This is a genomic window from Shewanella sp. NKUCC06_TVS, assembly GCF_019345515.1.
In the GTDB taxonomy this organism is placed as follows: domain Bacteria; phylum Pseudomonadota; class Gammaproteobacteria; order Enterobacterales; family Shewanellaceae; genus Shewanella; species Shewanella oncorhynchi.
On sequence record NZ_JAHKQX010000001.1, the window covers coordinates 53598 to 69955 of the forward strand.

Annotated in this window: 17 protein-coding genes; 16 read left to right on the forward strand and 1 reads right to left on the reverse strand. The window is 45.6% G+C overall.

The genetic code is table 11. The annotated features are described in order from the left end of the window. Positions 1–45 precede the first annotated feature (45 nt). From rppH to KO531_RS00265, 10 genes are all read left to right on the forward strand, one after another. Positions 46–570 carry an RNA pyrophosphohydrolase gene (gene rppH, locus KO531_RS00220; RefSeq protein ID WP_006080762.1) on the forward strand — a complete coding sequence of 175 codons (525 nt, stop codon included), beginning with the start codon at positions 46–48 and terminating at the stop codon, positions 568–570. A gap of 23 nt (positions 571–593) precedes the next feature. Further along, positions 594–2828: a phosphoenolpyruvate--protein phosphotransferase gene (ptsP, locus tag KO531_RS00225; protein WP_105249864.1), complete on the forward strand. Its 2235-nt coding sequence runs from the start codon at positions 594–596 to the stop codon at positions 2826–2828. Between the two features lie 59 nt (positions 2829–2887). Then, positions 2888–3688, forward strand: a complete 801-nt coding sequence (locus KO531_RS00230; RefSeq protein WP_028760835.1) for a sulfite exporter TauE/SafE family protein — start codon at positions 2888–2890, stop codon at positions 3686–3688. Between the two features lie 42 nt (positions 3689–3730). Next, positions 3731–4540 (forward strand): prolipoprotein diacylglyceryl transferase, encoded by an 810-nt coding sequence (gene lgt, locus KO531_RS00235; RefSeq protein WP_219250084.1) that lies wholly within the window; start codon positions 3731–3733, stop codon positions 4538–4540. Next, positions 4537–5331 carry a thymidylate synthase gene (gene thyA / locus KO531_RS00240; protein ID WP_219250085.1) on the forward strand — a complete coding sequence of 265 codons (795 nt, stop codon included), beginning with the start codon at positions 4537–4539 and terminating at the stop codon, positions 5329–5331. Before lgt ends, thyA begins: the two co-directional genes overlap by 4 nt. A 117-nt stretch (positions 5332–5448) precedes the next feature. After that, a complete protein-coding gene (gene nhaA / locus KO531_RS00245; protein WP_028760832.1) occupies positions 5449–6618 on the forward strand; it encodes a Na+/H+ antiporter NhaA in 1170 nt (389 codons plus the stop codon). Positions 6619–6620: 2 nt separating this feature from the next. Beyond that, on the forward strand, positions 6621–7007 hold the full coding sequence (locus tag KO531_RS00250) for a hypothetical protein (protein ID WP_105249860.1): 387 nt from the start codon (positions 6621–6623) through the stop codon (positions 7005–7007). Between the two features lie 115 nt (positions 7008–7122). Then, the gene (nhaR, locus tag KO531_RS00255; RefSeq protein ID WP_028760830.1) at positions 7123–8031 is read left to right on the forward strand and encodes a transcriptional activator NhaR; all 909 of its coding nucleotides are present in this window, start codon (positions 7123–7125) and stop codon (positions 8029–8031) included. Positions 8032–8116: 85 nt separating this feature from the next. Continuing rightward, positions 8117–8365, forward strand: coding sequence for a succinate dehydrogenase assembly factor 2 (locus KO531_RS00260; RefSeq protein ID WP_028760829.1), 249 nt, complete (start codon positions 8117–8119; stop codon positions 8363–8365). Next, complete coding sequence (locus KO531_RS00265) at positions 8346–8786, forward strand: protein YgfX (protein WP_219250086.1); 441 nt, start codon at positions 8346–8348, stop codon at positions 8784–8786. Before KO531_RS00260 ends, KO531_RS00265 begins: the two co-directional genes overlap by 20 nt. A gap of 34 nt (positions 8787–8820) precedes the next feature. Here KO531_RS00265 and nadB read toward each other — a convergent pair whose 3' ends face one another. Then, complete coding sequence (gene nadB / locus KO531_RS00270; protein ID WP_028760827.1) at positions 8821–10434, reverse strand: L-aspartate oxidase; 1614 nt, start codon at positions 10432–10434, stop codon at positions 8821–8823. Between the two features lie 190 nt (positions 10435–10624). Between nadB and rpoE the strand changes: the two genes are divergently transcribed. The 6 genes from rpoE to lepB all read left to right on the forward strand — a co-directional run bounded on the left by rpoE (position 10625) and on the right by lepB (position 16358). Then, entirely contained in the window at positions 10625–11203 is a 579-nt protein-coding gene (rpoE, locus tag KO531_RS00275; protein WP_028760826.1) for an RNA polymerase sigma factor RpoE, read from the forward strand. Positions 11204–11244: 41 nt separating this feature from the next. Then, positions 11245–11871, forward strand: a complete 627-nt coding sequence (locus tag KO531_RS00280) for an RseA family anti-sigma factor (RefSeq protein WP_212599986.1) — start codon at positions 11245–11247, stop codon at positions 11869–11871. Between the two features lie 12 nt (positions 11872–11883). Further along, positions 11884–12816: a MucB/RseB C-terminal domain-containing protein gene (locus tag KO531_RS00285; RefSeq protein WP_028760824.1), complete on the forward strand. Its 933-nt coding sequence runs from the start codon at positions 11884–11886 to the stop codon at positions 12814–12816. A gap of 10 nt (positions 12817–12826) precedes the next feature. Then, entirely contained in the window at positions 12827–13300 is a 474-nt protein-coding gene (locus KO531_RS00290) for a SoxR reducing system RseC family protein (RefSeq protein ID WP_105249858.1), read from the forward strand. A 166-nt stretch (positions 13301–13466) separates the two neighbouring features. After that, positions 13467–15257, forward strand: coding sequence for a translation elongation factor 4 (gene lepA / locus KO531_RS00295; RefSeq protein ID WP_219250087.1), 1791 nt, complete (start codon positions 13467–13469; stop codon positions 15255–15257). 183 nt (positions 15258–15440) lie between these two features. Further along, on the forward strand, positions 15441–16358 hold the full coding sequence (gene lepB / locus KO531_RS00300; protein ID WP_113940664.1) for a signal peptidase I: 918 nt from the start codon (positions 15441–15443) through the stop codon (positions 16356–16358).

Here is a 16358-nt window from a genome sequence, read left to right on the forward strand (position 1 = left end):
ATGAAACAATCAGTTTATTAAAATTTAATGTGATTTGGAGTCCATGTGATTGATAGCGACGGCTTTCGCGCAAATGTGGGCATTATAATTTGTAACAGATATGGCCAAGTCATGTGGGCTAGACGTTTCGGTCAACACTCATGGCAATTTCCTCAAGGTGGCGTCGATGATGGCGAGACAGCAGAAGAGGCTATGTACCGTGAGTTGTATGAAGAAGTGGGCCTAAGACCTGAACACGTGCATATATTAACCTCGACCCGTTCTTGGTTGCGCTATCGTTTGCCAAAGCGTTTAGTGAGGCAAGACAGTAAACCTGTGTGTATCGGGCAAAAACAAAAGTGGTTTCTGTTACAACTGAAAAGCCAAGATAGTGCGATTAATTTGAGTTCTTCTGGGCATCCTGAATTTGACGATTGGCGCTGGGTAAGTTATTGGTATCCTGTGCGGCAAGTTGTGTCATTTAAGCGTGATGTTTATCGTAAGGTGATGAAAGAGTTTGCGGTAACGGCATTGTCATTCCAAACCCTAGAAATACCTAGGAAACGGGGAAGACAAAAAACAACGGGCTGATTTTCAAAAGAGGATTGAAAACAGTGTTAAATACGCTTAGGGATATTACTCAGGCTGTGGCATCTGCCCACAGTTTGGAAACCGCATTAGAAATCTTAGTTTCATCGACTAAAGCGGCGATGGAAACCCAATGTTGCTCCATCTATATCCTAGAAGAGCAAGAACTCGTGTTATCTGCAACCGATGGTCTTGAAAAAAGCGCCGTTGGTCGAGTACGTATGCCGCTGACTGAAGGTTTAGTTGGACTTGCTGCCCAGCGAGAAGAGGCCGTTAATTTAGCGGATGCTCGGCTTCATCCAAGGTTTAAGCTTTTTCCTGAAGTCGCCGAAGAAGAATACCGCGCTTTTTTAGCTGTACCTATTATCTACCAGAAGGCTGTGGTTGGGGTGATAGTGGTACAGCAGGCGAGTGCTCGCCAATTCAGTGAGGGTGAAGAAGCCTTCCTGATGACGCTCGCCGCCCAATTAGCGATGGCGGTGCGTGGCTTAAAACAAAAAGCACAAGTCAGCTCCCATCATCAACAAATTCTGTTTCAAGGTACTTCAGCGTCAAACGGTATCGCCATTGCGTATGCCTTCGTACTTGGTGGGGAAATCCCCCTTGAACAGCCTGAGGTACGTTCTGACGATATTGCCTATGAATCGAGTCGCTTAACCACGGCTATGGTGCGTTGTAAAGAAGCGATAGGTGCCTTATCTCAACGGTTTGATCGCGAGCAAGATGACGAAGTTGTCTCCATTTTCAATGCATTACAGTTACTGCTTGATGATGCTAGTTTAGGCGGCGAATATACCCGTGAAGTGCAATTAGGCTGGGCTGCTGAGTCGGCGGTGAGTCGAGTGTCTCTACGTTATATTCAACAGTTTTTAGCAATGGAAGACCCTTACCTTAAGGAGCGGGCTAGCGATATTCGCGACTTAGGTCAAAAAGTATTACGCCAACTTATTGAGCCAGAACGTCTAGAGCTTGAGCCCGATAAACCTGTAATCCTCATTACCCGTGAAGCCGATGCGACTATGTTGGCTGAGTTCCCAAGGCAAAAGCTTGCGGGTATTGTCACTGAGCTTGGTGGCGTAAACTCCCATGCCGCCATTTTAGCCCGTGCCTTAGGTGTGCCTGCTATTACAGGTGTCGAGCAACTGTTATCCGCCAATATTGACCAAAAACTTTTAGTTGTAAACGCAAGCCGTGGTCAGTTATTGGTGTCGCCATCACCTGCGATTGTCGGTGAGTATCGTAGCCTGATTTCGGCACAAAAAGCTTTGCAACGCCAGTATGCCCAAGAATTAGCGCTGCCTTCTGTAACCCTAGATGGTTCACGTATTCGCTTGTATCTCAATGCGGGATTACTCAGTGGTGTGGCCTCTGAAATTGCAGAGGGCGCCGACGGTATTGGGCTTTATCGCACTGAAATTCCTTTTATGTTGCAACAGCGCTTCCCGAGTGAATCTGAGCAAGTCAAAGTCTATCAACAGGTCTTATCGGCCGCGTCCGGTCGACCTGTGGTGATGCGTACTTTAGATGTGGGAGGCGATAAACCTTTACCGTATTTCCCGATTAAAGAAGACAATCCTTTCCTTGGATGGCGCGGTATTCGCTTGTCTCTGGATCATCCTGAGCTGTTTTTGGTGCAGTTACGGGCCATGCTACAGGCTGGGGGAGACGGTAAACAGTTAAGTATTTTGCTGCCTATGGTCAGCAACTTAGATGAAATCGATCAATCCTTAGAATATTTGCAACAAGCCTATGTTGAATTAAAAAACGATGTTAACAGCGACATAGTGATGCCACGAATAGGCATTATGCTCGAAGTGCCTGCCATGTTATATCAGTTGGATGATGTGGCAAAACGAGTGGATTTTGTCTCTGTTGGTAGTAATGATTTAACCCAATATTTGCTGGCTGTTGACCGTAATAACCCGCGGGTGAGCTCGTTATTTGACAGTTATCATCCTGGAATATTGCGGGCTTTGCATCAGGCGCACCTAGATTGTCGATACCATAAACTCGATATTAGTATCTGTGGAGAGTTAGCGGGCGAACCTATGGGGGCCATTTTGCTGGTGGCTATGGGATACGATCAGTTGAGTATGAATCAGGGCAGTTTAGCGCGGATCAATTATCTATTGCGACGTGTTGCGCGGGCTGATTTAGATCAATTACTTGCTAAAGCGCTGAGCCTATCAAACGGCTTCCAAGTGCGTGAGCTGGTTAAAGAATATTTGACCCAGCAGGGTCTCGCAACAATTCTTAATTAACTAATGCTGTGTTTTGCTTTAAGCTAAGGCCCTCAATTTATCACGCTGTAGGTACTCGTGTGGATAGTTTGTTGTTGGTGTTCTTTATTTGCTTGGCTTTAGGCGCATTTGTCGGCTTTATGGCAGGATTATTAGGTATCGGTGGCGGCTTGATTGTAGTGCCGGCACTGCTTTATATTTTGCCATCGGTCGGTATTAGCTCTACTCAGCTCCCCCATATTGCAATTGCCACTTCGCTAGCAGCCATTATTCTCACCTCTATTTCGTCGGCACGTGCCCACCATAAGCGTGGCAATGTGCCTTGGGATTTATTCAAATCAATGTTACCGGGCCTGATTATAGGCGCGCTGGCTTCAGGTTTTATTGCTGAGCGTATTCCCGCTGATAAGTTACAACAAGGTTTTGCCATCTTTGTGATTTTAATGACAATTCAAATGGCTTATCCCGTTAAGGCCGAATCAAATCGTCAATTACCTAATTCAGTAGTGCTTTTTGTTGTATCGGCTTTTGTTGCGGTTTTGGCAGGTTTGACCGGGATAGGTGGCGGTATACTGATAGTGCCATTTTTGACTTTTTATGGTTTACAGATGCGTCAAGCCGTGGGCTTTTCTGCGGCGATGGGCTTCTTAATCTCTCTTTCTGGCAGTTTCGGCTATATTATTGCAGGAATGAATGCCCCTGAGTTGCCCTATGGTACCTTAGGCTATATCTATTTACCTGCATTGTTTGGTTTAGTGATCACTTCTGTCTTGATGGCGCCTGTGGGGGTAAAAGCGGCGAGCACTTGGCCAACACCTGTACTTAAAAAGATATTTGCACTGTTACTTCTATGTGTCGGCCTTAAGTTAATTCTGACCTAGTTTTTATGTTTATCTCAGTTTGAGGCTGCTAATGGATGTGTTATGGCGTTGAGTTTCCCCAATATCGATCCCGTGATCGTTTCATTTGGACCGTTTAATCTTTTTGGACAAACCTTTGAACCGGCACTGCGTTGGTATGGTTTTACCTATTTAGTCGGATTTGTTGCGGCCATGTGGTTGTTGAACCGCCAAGCCGACCGTTCAAAGGGGATATGGACGCGAGAGCAAGTTTCAGATTTACTCTTTTATGGTTTTCTTGGGGTGATTTTAGGTGGCCGTATCGGTTACGTGCTTTTTTATCATTTCGATTATTTCCTCGCCAGTCCCCTCTATTTATTTAAAATCTCCGAAGGTGGCATGTCCTTCCACGGCGGTTTGATGGGCGTGATTACGGCGATGCTCTATATCGCGTGGAAACAAAAACGTACTTTTTTTGCTATCGCCGATATGGTGGCACCTGTTGTGCCTATTGGTTTAGGCGCTGGTCGTATTGGTAACTTTATCAACGGCGAGCTTTGGGGACGAACCACTGATCTGCCTTGGGCTATGGTGTTTCCAACTGGTGGGCCTGACCCACGTCATCCATCCCAGTTGTATCAGTTCGCCCTTGAAGGCGTAGCATTATTCCTATTACTTTACTGGTTTAGCAAACGTACCGATAAAGTCGGTGCAGTCTCTGGTATGTTCTTAGTCGGTTACGGTATGTTCCGTATTATGGTTGAAACTGTGAGGCAACCCGACACACAGTTGGGACTCTACTGGGGATTTATGACTATGGGGCAGATACTCTCTGTGCCTATGGTGTTAATCGGTTTGTACTTGATTTTTCGTAAGCAAGGTAAGCAGCAATGAAACAGTATTTAGACTTAATGAAGCATATATTAGCCGAAGGCGTGGATAAATCGGATCGCACAGGTACTGGGACTCGCTCGGTATTTGGCTATCAAATGCGCTTCGATTTGAGCAAAGGTTTTCCTTTGGTGAGCACCAAAAAATGCCATATGCGCTCTATCATTCATGAATTGCTGTGGTTTCTGAAGGGTGAAACTAACGTTGCCTATTTACGCGAAAATAAGGTCAGTATTTGGGACGAATGGGCCGATGATAATGGCGATTTGGGCCCAGTTTATGGTGCCCAGTGGCGCAGTTGGCCAACCCAGAGTGGTGATGCTATCGACCAGATTTCGCAAGTTATCGCCCAGATAAAATCTCAACCAGATTCTCGCCGTCTTATCGTTTCTGCGTGGAACGTGGGCGAACTGGATAAAATGGCTTTGGCACCGTGCCACGCGTTTTTTCAGTTCTATGTAGCCGATGGTAAATTATCTTGTCAGCTGTATCAGCGTAGTTGTGATGTGTTTCTTGGTTTGCCATTTAATATTGCCAGTTATGCTTTGTTAACTATGATGGTCGCCCAGCAATGTGACTTGGCCTTAGGTGATTTTGTGTGGACGGGTGGTGATACCCATTTATATTCTAATCATATGGAACAGACGGCACTGCAGTTAAGTCGTGATCCAAAACCGTTGCCGACCATGACTATTGTACGCAGACCTGAGTCGATTTTTGACTATCAATTTGATGATTTTGAATTAATAAACTACGCTCCACACCCTCATATCAAAGCCCCTGTTGCTGTGTGATGTATGTTTTTTGGCCTAACACTTCGGAATAACCGAGGTGTTAGGGAGAAACTTACGATTATATTTGTTATTACAATTCGTCTACACTCAATTCATTATGATTTTTAGGAGTGCAAGATGGAAAAAGCAATTAGAAATTTTCTGAGCCAAGAGTCGGCTGGCGGTATCCTGTTATTGGTTGCTGTTGCCTTAGCCATGCTGATGGCCAATTCCCCTTTATCTGGACTTTATCAAGGCTTTTTAGGCACTGACGTTCAAGTCAAAATTGGCGAGCTCAACATACACAAGCCACTCATCCTGTGGATAAACGATGGCTTGATGGCCATATTCTTTTTGCTGATTGGTTTAGAAGTGAAACGTGAGTTACTTGAAGGCGCCTTATCGAGTGTCGCTCAAGCTTCCCTGCCTACCTTTGCCGCCATTGGCGGCATGCTAGTCCCTGCTGGCGTGTACTTACTGTTTAACTATGGTGATCCTGTCACACAAGCGGGCTGGGCGATTCCTGCCGCGACCGATATTGCCTTTGCTTTAGGTATTATGGCGCTGCTCGGAAGCCGCGTTCCTGTTTCACTGAAAGTCTTCTTACTTGCTTTAGCTATCATCGATGATTTAGGCGTCATAGTGATTATCGCGCTGTTTTACAGTACTGACTTATCAACCATCAGTTTAGTGATTGCCAGTTTAGCGATTGCGGGCTTGGTTGGGTTAAACCGCAAAGGGGTTACCTCACTTTTACCCTATGGCATCTTAGGGTTAATCCTTTGGGTTGCCGTACTTAAGTCTGGAGTGCATGCGACTCTGGCTGGCGTCATCATTGCTTTTTGTATTCCATTGCGGGCAAAGGATGGCAGTTCACCCTCAGAAGGCTTAGAGCATAGTTTGCATCCCTGGAGTACTTTCCTCATTTTGCCAGTGTTTGCTTTTGCCAATGCGGGCGTTTATGTCGGCAATATGAATTTGGAGACGTTAATTTCTCCTGTTCCAGTTGGTATTGCATTGGGCCTGATGTTAGGTAAGCCAATCGGTGTAATGTTATTTAGCTTTATTGCGGTGAAACTAAAATTAGCGCAATTGCCCGATGGCGTAGGTTGGAAGCAAATTGCCCCCGTCGCGGCCATGTGCGGTATTGGTTTTACTATGTCTATGTTTATTGCGTCGTTAGCCTTTGAACATGCAGACCCTATGTACGGTGACTTAGCACGCCTAGGGACCTTAATCGGTTCGATTATGGCAGCGTTAGTCGGGTATTTCTGGTTATCAAAAGTGTTACCTAATAAAGGAGTATAACTATGATAAAGTTGAAATTAATGGGAATAGCAACGCTCTTATGTTTATCAACAACCGCGACGGCATCGCAAATATCGGCCTGTAATCAAGATGCAAACTCGCAGACTTGCCAAAGCTATCTTGAAGGAATAGTGGATGGCGCTTTGATGTTTAAATCTGATTCCTTAGGGGCGAGATTAGAAACTAATGGTTATGAATCGAGGGCACTTAAGTATCGCGGTGGTAAACGTTTCCAAGAAGCGAATCGAACCTATTGCGCCGAACGTATTCCTGAACGTAACGTTTTAGTTTCAGGAGTCACTGAAGCGGTAAGTCTGGGGAATGCTGCCGATTTGGAGCAGTTACAAGGCATAGTTACTAACTTACTCGACTGCCAGCGTTTAAAGTAACTTGACTGGGAATCATCAGGTTTTTAATCATCTGATTTTAAACTATCGAGTTTAAAATAACACAGTCCCCCCCTCAGCGCCTTGGCGTTTGAGGGAGCATTAACAGCGGGTTAGCATGCTGCACTTGAATTATAACCACTTGTATTATTTTTGGATGATTAAGAAAAAGGGCTCAGTCGCGAAGGCGGCCGAAGCCCTCTGTTTAACGCCGCAAACGATAACTGGGCAAATTCGTGCCTTAGAAGATAGGTTAAACGGCAGTCTGTTCAAGCGAGTCGGGCGGACATTGGAGGCGACAGAATTAGGTGAATTGGTGTTTCGCTACGCCGATAAGATGTTTAGCCTTAGCTATGAAATGCTCGATTTACTTAACTATCAAAAAGCGGATGCCATGTTATTCGAGGTGGGTATTGCCGATGCCTTATCTAAAGCTTTAGTCAGCCGAGTGTTATTATCCGTAGTGCCTAATGACAATTCTATGCACTTAGCCTGCTATGAGGCGACTCACGAGAGCCTAATGGCGCGTTTACGTGAGCATAAACTGGATATGATCCTTTCGGATTGTGCAGGTGAGTCACTGAAATACCCTGAAATTTTATCTAAAAAATTAGGCGAGTGTGGCGTGAGTTTTTTCTCCGCTGAGACTTATAGCGCTGATTTTCCTGCCTGTTTAGAACAAGGCCAGCTATTAATCCCCGGCCGTAGAACTTCACTCGGACAACAGCTATATCGCTGGTTTGACGAGCAAAATCTTAAAGTCAGTATTTTGGGCGAGTTCGATGATGCGGCCATGATGAAAGCCTTTGGTTACCTTAAACGAGGTATTTTTGTCACTCCGTCGATTTATCGCCAAGAAGTGATTTCCCATGGTATGAATTTGCTCGGTGAAACCACCGATGTGAAAGAGGAATACCATGTGATGTTTGCCGAACGTATGATCCAACATCCTGCGGTAAAGCGATTATTGGATACAGATTTTAGCGATCTCTTTGAGGGGCTCGATACGCAAGTACAACAATGCTAATTTTGTGAGCCAATATGAAGGGTTAATCGACACTTTAGTCAGTGAACTGATAGACTAATGCCAAATCTGTGTTGGGAGAAATACCTTGGAATTAATGAACATCGCAAGGGTTCGCTGGGCATGTCGCCGTGGGATGCTGGAATTAGACGTCTTGCTTCAACCTTTTGTTGAAAACTTCTATCAAGAAATGTCCGATGAAGATAAAACCGTGTTTATCCGTTTGTTGGAATGTGAAGATCCAGAATTGTTTGCTTGGTTTATGGGCCATGAAGTGTGCCCTGACACTGAACTGGCTCGTATGATAGTGAAAGTCCGTGGAAGACCGGCACCATAGTTTCAGCGTAAAAGCCTCTTTCGACCAACGACTCTCGTTGGTCGTTTTTATTGGTGTCTGTTCTAGCTCATTTCTGCTTTGGCCCCAAAGCGAGATTATCGCCTTATCTCTGCTTAAATATTTGTTTATCGTACTTGTCAGTATTTTCTTGCTGTTGCAGTTGTGGCGACTGCAGCATTGGCGTTTAGATTTTGTGCTGAGTGATAAAGGCGAGGGACGTTTGTCAACGGGGGAGCACTTTCAGGTACTAAAACGCACTTGGGTCACGCCCTTTGTTTGCTTGATTTATATCGAAGTGGATACTCAGCTGCGGCTCTTGCTGGTTTGGGCTGATATGTTAAATGATACTGACTATCGACATTTATGTCGGCTGTTGCTGCGGGCTAAAATGCAAAAGACTAAACCTCATTCTGAGATTTAGTCTGTTTATGATGAAGTCACCTATGCGTATGCGGTTACTTTTCTGGTAGTAAAATTGTTGGGCGAGGCGCGTCTAATTTCTCTGGATGATCGATATTAAAATGCAGCCCACGGCTTTCTTTACGCTCCATGGCACAGCGAATAATTAATTCGGCCACTTGCACTAAGTTACGTAATTCGAGCAAGTTATTGCTAACCCTGAAGTTACTGTAATATTCCTGAATTTCTTGCTGTAACATCAGGCAGCGGCGCAGTGCTCGCTCCAGACGTTTATCAGAGCGTACAATTCCGACGTAGTCCCACATGAATAACCGCAGTTCGTGCCAGTTATGGGCGATGACCACTTCCTCATCCGAGTTCGACACTTTACTTTCATCCCATGCTGGAATTTGTCCCGGGATTTGAATTTTATGCAGTTGGCTTTCTATGTCCTGTGACGCCGCACGGGCAAACACTAAACATTCGAGTAACGAGTTACTCGCCAGACGATTGGCGCCATGTAAGCCCGTATAGGCGACTTCACCAATAGCATAGAGACCATTGAGATCCGTTTGACCGTGCATATCTGTCATTACTCCACCGCAGGTATAGTGAGCAGCAGGCACGACAGGGATTGCATCCTTAGTGATATCAATTCCCAGATCTAAGCAACGGCTATAGATGGTCGGAAAATGCTTCATCACAAAGTCAGCATCTTTATGGCTGATATCCAGATACACACAGTCGGCACCCAGACGTTTCATCTCATAATCGATGGCGCGGGCAACGATGTCACGGGGAGCGAGCTCAGCGCGTTCATCAAAGTCCGGCATAAAGCGGCTGCCATCAGGACGACGCAGATAAGCACCTTCACCACGCAGGGCTTCGGTGAGTAAGAAGTTGCGCGCATCTGCGTGGTACAAACACGTCGGATGGAATTGGTTGAACTCCATATTCGCCACGCGGCAACCTGCACGCCATGCCATGGCAATACCATCACCACTAGCGACATCGGGGTTTGAGGTATATTGATAAACCTTAGAGCTACCGCCTGTTGCTAACGCAACAAACTTGGCCTTAACGGTTTCGACGTGCTCTTCATTGCGATTCCACACATAAGCGCCTAACACACGGTTACCTGGGCGATTTAATTTACGGGTGGTGATGAGGTCGATGGCGTTATAGCGTTCTAAAACTTGAATATTGGGGTGGGCGAGTGCGCGCTCTTGCAGTGTGGTTTGCACTTCTTTGCCTGTGGCATCGGCAGCGTGCAGAATACGTCTGTGGCTATGGCCGCCTTCACGGGTTAAATGGTAAGGTGCATCTTTTGCGTTGCCGTCTGTGGTTTCTTCTTTATCGAAGGCAACGCCACATTCGATAAGCCATTGCATCGCACTCTTAGCATTTTCAGCGGTAAAAGTGACGACGTCTTTGTCGCATAAACCCGCACCTGCGATTAAGGTGTCTGCAACATGGGATTCGATAGTGTCACTTTCGTCGAAGACGGAGGCGATACCGCCTTGGGCGTAGTAAGTCGACCCTTCCGAGAGTGGGCCTTTTGAAAGCAGAATTACTTTTGCTTTTTCAGCAAGATGCAAAGCTAGTGTCAGACCTGCGGCACCGCTACCTATGACTAATATGTCAGATTGGTGTTCAACTACTTGTTTCATCGGGTATCATGATGTGACTGAAGAGTGCCATCTATGGTAAACCAACTCACCGATTATGGGTACTTTCCTTTTTACCTTACTTTTTTTGTATAATTTTTAGAACTTTTTCAAAGCCCGCGAGTCTACATAAGTGAATATGATTCGAGCGACTGAGAAATCAGCATTTTAGATTTAGGAGAAGTCGGCTCGGATGAGTGGACAATTAAGTGATCAACAATTAGTTGAGCGCGTACAACAAGGTGATAAAAACGCTTTTAACCTGTTAGTGCTTAAATATCAAAGTAAAGTCATTAGCTTGATATCCCGTTATGTACGGAACCAAGCGGACGTTGCTGATGTGGCACAGGAAGCGTTTATCAAAGCTTACAGAGCTTTGCCAAACTTTCGCGGTGAAAGTGCATTTTATACTTGGTTGTACCGCATCGCAGTAAACACTGCGAAGAATTATCTCGTATCACAGGGGCGTAGAACGCCTGCGAATGATGTTGATGCAGAAGATGCCGAATATTACGAAGGCAGTGACGCGCTGAAGGAGTTTGCCTCCCCAGAACGGCTAATGTTATCGGATGAAATCAAAAAAGTGATTTTCGATACATTAGAGACCTTGCCTGAAGAATTACGAATGGCCATCTCATTGCGTGAACTTGATGGTATGAGTTACGAAGATATTGCCATAGTCATGGATTGTCCTGTCGGGACCGTAAGATCGCGTATCTTCCGAGCTCGAGAGGCAATCGATAAAAAGCTCCAGCCTTTGCTGGAAGCCTAAATTCTTATTTTAAGAAACCCTTATATTTAGACAGGTGAAAAATGGATAAATTAGGTCAAGAATGGGTATCTGCCGCAGTCGATGGAGAGACTGATGAACAGACCATGGCAGAGTTATCTGCTGATACACATTCACATGATAAATGGCATAACTATCATATGATAGGCGATGCCATGCGTGGCGAATTGCCGCAGACTATTGTGTTAGATCTCTCTGCTAGCATTGCTGCCGCCATTGAACTTGAGCCAGCGATAGTTGCGCCTAAGCATCATGCGTCTAAAGTTACTGCACCTGTAACGCCACAAATTGCCGCCAATTCGGAGCAAAGCCGCGTCATACCTTTATTTAAGCAATTTGGTCAATATGCCATTGCTGCGACGGTTGCTATGTTTGCGATTGTAGGTGTGCAGAATTACAATCAAACCGCCGATGATGCCGCGTCACCATCGCCCGTGTTAATTACAAGGCCGCTGATTGGTAGCGCATCACCTGTGAGCCTACAAACCGGTCCTGTACAACAGAATCAAGGCTATACCAATGATCAGGTAAATGAGCAACGTCGCCGAATTAATACTTATATCCAAGATCATATGTTGCAACAACGATTGAATACTGGTGCGGTTGTAGAGGACAATACCGAGGTCGTACCTGTTCCGGTCAATCAATAACGAGGAGTTAGCTTGCGTCTAATCCTGTTGGCTTTATTAGCCTTGGTCTTTCCTGCAACCGCGCAGGAAGACATGCCTGCCAAAGCTTGGCTCGAGAAAATGAGTCAGGCTTTACGAGAGAAAGAGTTTAAAGCATCGATTATTCAACTTCAGGCCGATCATATTCGGCCTTTGGTTTACCTGCATGGTAAGGTGAATAATCAAGAAGTTGCCTTTCTAGAATACCTTAACGGTCCACCTAAAAATGCAGTGCGTGTCGGTAATCGTGTCACCTTTATTGAGCACGATGAGCCTGCGTATAGTATCGTTTCTAATCATATTCAAGGTGTCTGGCCTGCTGCTTTCTCTGCCAATATGGCGGACTTAGAAGTGGGTTATCAGTTTGTACTCGGTGGCCGTACCCGTATCGCTGGGCGTCCGGGGCAGATGATCCGCCTGTTGCCTAATGATGAATTCCGTTATGGCTTTCAAATTTGGCTTGATATGGAAACCTATCTGCCGCTGAGATACGACATGCTGACTCAAGATAAGCAATTACTTGAGCAGATCATGGTGATTGAACTCATTGAATTCAGCGAGCCGCCAGCCATTTTGCAAGAGGCCTATAAGCAAGAGTGGCCGGCAGTTATCGATCAAGCCGAGCGCCAAGACGGTCAAAACTGGCAATTTGCTTGGTTACCCGCAGGTTTTACTGTGGTAGTGCGCGACCACCATAGATTAATTGGCAGTCACGAAGCGGTGGAATACATAGCACTGACCGATGGACTGGCAAATATTTCTGTTTATGTGGCGCGTGCGGGCACGAGTCCATTGCCTGAAGAATTAATTACCCGTAATGGCTTGTCATTAGTCTCAGAAAAAGTCGGTAATGCCGAAGTGGTTGCTGTGGGTAAAGTGCCGACAGAAACCTTAACGCGCATTGCTAAAAGTCTGACGCTAGAATAGGACGCCGATTATGATGGAAGAAATTGCCAGAGTCGTCTCCAGTGATAGTCAAGGCTGGTTGACGGTTGAAGTGGAACTTAAGAGTACCTGCAAGAGCTGCAGTAACAGTGAGTCTTGCGGGACCTCTGCTGTCGCTCAGGCTTTTTCCTCGAAAACCCAGCAATTTTCTATTCAGAGTGACCGCCGCTGTGAGGCTGGTGAATTACTCAAATTAGGCCTTCCCGAGAGCGTGATCCTCAAAGCCGCGGCACTAATCTATTTAATGCCGCTGTTTGGCCTGTTTGTCGGCGCGGCGTTAGGCCAATTTTTAGGCCAGTTGCTTGAGTTTAATCCTAACCTAGGTGCCATGGGCTTTGCGGCCGTTGGTGCCTTGATTGCGTGGTCTTTTGGTAAGCAACAGGCTAAACGTTTAGAAGTTGATGCTCAGCCTGTGATTTTAGCCTATTTAGGTAGGAGCATCAATTTAAACGAATTAGCTCAATAATTTCAATGTGTTATTTTTTATCAAATAGCAGCTAACTGCGGTTTTGGGCGTTGTTTTATCGGCCTGTCTTAAGTAGGAGTGAATGTGATTGGTATTGAAACCGCAATCAGGTACAATTTCGCTCCTTTGAACCGTATCCATTTTCAGTATTAGTCATTGCAGCATAATGAAACAAATTAGAAACTTCTCAATTATTGCCCATATCGACCATGGTAAATCGACGCTATCAGATCGTCTTATTCAGGTTTGTGGCGGTTTAACCGACCGTGAAATGGATTCTCAAGTTTTAGATTCTATGGATCTAGAACGTGAGCGTGGTATTACGATTAAGGCACAAAGTGTCACTTTGGATTATAAAGCCAAAGATGGCCTTATCTATCAACTCAACTTTATTGATACCCCAGGTCACGTTGACTTCTCCTACGAGGTCTCGCGCTCATTAGCTGCCTGTGAAGGTGCTTTGCTGGTGGTTGATGCGGGTCAGGGCGTTGAAGCTCAGACACTGGCAAACTGTTATACCGCGCTGGATATGAATCTAGATGTGGTACCCATTTTAAACAAGATTGACTTACCACAAGCCGATCCAGAACGTGTTGCTGCCGAGATTGAAGATATCGTTGGTATTGATGCGATGGATGCTGTGCGTTGTTCGGCTAAAACCGGTGTCGGTGTCGACGAGGTTTTAGAAGTCATTGTTGCCAAAATTCCACCGCCAGAAGGCGATCCTGACGCACCATTGCAAGCCTTGATCATCGATTCTTGGTTTGATAACTACTTAGGCGTAGTGTCGTTAGTGCGAATTAAACACGGTAGCCTGAAAAAAGGTGACAAGTTTAAGGTCATGTCTACAGGGCAAAACCACACTGCGGATCGCGTCGGTATTTTCACCCCAAAACAAACTGATAAAACCGAACTTAAAACCGGTGAAGTCGGCTTTGTGATTGCGGGTCTGAAGGAAATTCACGGCGCGCCCGTGGGCGATACGTTAACTTTAGCCAAAAATGGTGCTGAAAAGCCGTTACCTGGTTTTAAGAAAGTGAAGCCACAGGTATACGCTGGCGTATTCCCAATTTCGACCGACGAATATGAAAACTTCCGTGATGCGCTGAACAAACTCAGCCTGAACGATGCGTCATTATTCTTTGAACCTGAAAGTTCATCTGCACTCGGTTTTGGTTTCCGCATTGGCTATTTAGGCCTGCTCCACATGGAAATCGTACAAGAGCGTTTAGAGCGTGAATACAACCTAGAGTTGATCACCACTGCGCCAACCGTAGTGTACGAAGTCGTCATGACCAGCGGTGAAACGATTTACGTTGATAACCCGTCTGATCTGCCTGCGATTAACAACATTGAAGAAATGCGTGAGCCGATTGTTGAGGCCAACATTTTAGTGCCAAAAGAATACTTAGGTAACGTGATTACCCTGTGTATTGAAAAACGTGGCACCCAAGTGAACATGGTTTACCACGGTAACCAAGTGGCTGTAACTTACCATCTGCCAATGGCGGAAGTGGTCATGGACTTCTTCGACCGTTTGAAATCCACTAGCCGTGGCTATGCATCCCTCGAATATAACTTTATTCGTTTCGATCCTGCAGACATGGTGCGTTTAGATATTCTCATCAACGGCGACCGAGTCGACGCCTTGGCTATGGTTATCCATAGATCAAACATTCGTCACCGTGGTTTAGCTTTAGTGGATAAGATGAAAGAACTTATTCCACGTCAGATGTTTGATATTGCGATTCAAGCGGCGGTGGGCAGTCAAATTATTGCCCGTTCAACCGTGAAAGCCCTGCGTAAAGACGTAACGGCTAAGTGTTATGGCGGCGACGTTTCTCGTAAGAAAAAACTCTTAAATAAACAAAAAGAGGGTAAGAAACGGATGAAGCAAGTGGGTAACGTTGAGGTGCCACAAGAAGCATTCTTAGCGGTACTTAAGCTAAACGAGTAATCGTTAGCATAAGAAGTGACAATTTAGTTGACTATTGCGCCGCTGTTTGCGGCGCTTTAGTTAGGTTATCGCATTGGTTTATCACTTTGGTTTACCAAGGTCGAATACGGTAAGTTAACTAAAGTATGATATTCGCTGAGTTAGGCACCTTTAATTATTTTTAAGGCAGGAGTTCAATAAGCAATGGCAGCGTATTTTTCCATTATTCTAGTGCTAATCACCCTGATCTCAGGACTTATATGGTTAGTCGATGTGCTCGTTTTCGCGCCAAAGCGTCGTGAGAGTTTAGCGTTAGCAAAGGCATCACAAGCGAATTTAACTGAAGAAGCTGAGTACCAAATCATTCGTGAGTCGACCATAGTCGAAACCGCGCACTCTATCTTCCCTGTGATTGCCTTTGTGTTGATCCTACGTTCATTCATTTATGAGCCATTTCAAATACCATCGGGTTCTATGATGCCTACCCTCTTAGTGGGCGACTTCATTCTGGTGGAAAAATTTAGTTATGGGCTTAAAGATCCCGTATGGCGAACCAAGTTGGTTGAAACTGGCGAGCCCAAACGCGGTGATGTGGTGGTATTTAAGTATCCTGAAAATCCGCAAATTGACTACATTAAGCGTGTTGTCGGTTTACCGGGTGATAGAATTATTTACCGTAACAAGCAGTTGATGATCCAGAAGGCCTGTGGCGTTGAGCAAACAGCTTGCCCAGAACCACAAGTTATCGCCCGCACAGAGATCAGTCGTGGTGATTACAGCCAAGATGGCGTGCCATTACTGCGTTACACGGAGCAACTGGGCGAGGTCGCCCACGATATTTTGATCAACCCAAGTCGTCCCGACATGCTGGGATATTTTAAGCGCGAAGGTAATTTACCCGCGGGTGAGTTTTTAGTGCCAGAAGGCCATTACTTTGCCATGGGTGATAACCGCGATAACAGTACCGACAGTCGTTTCTGGGGCTTTGTGCCAGAAGAAAACCTGGTCGGTAAAGCGGTTGCGATTTGGATTAGTTTTGAATTTGACCGTTCAAAAGCCGACTTCCTCCCAACTTGGGTGCCAAGTGGTGTACGTTTTGAGCGTGTAGGTGGAATTAAATAG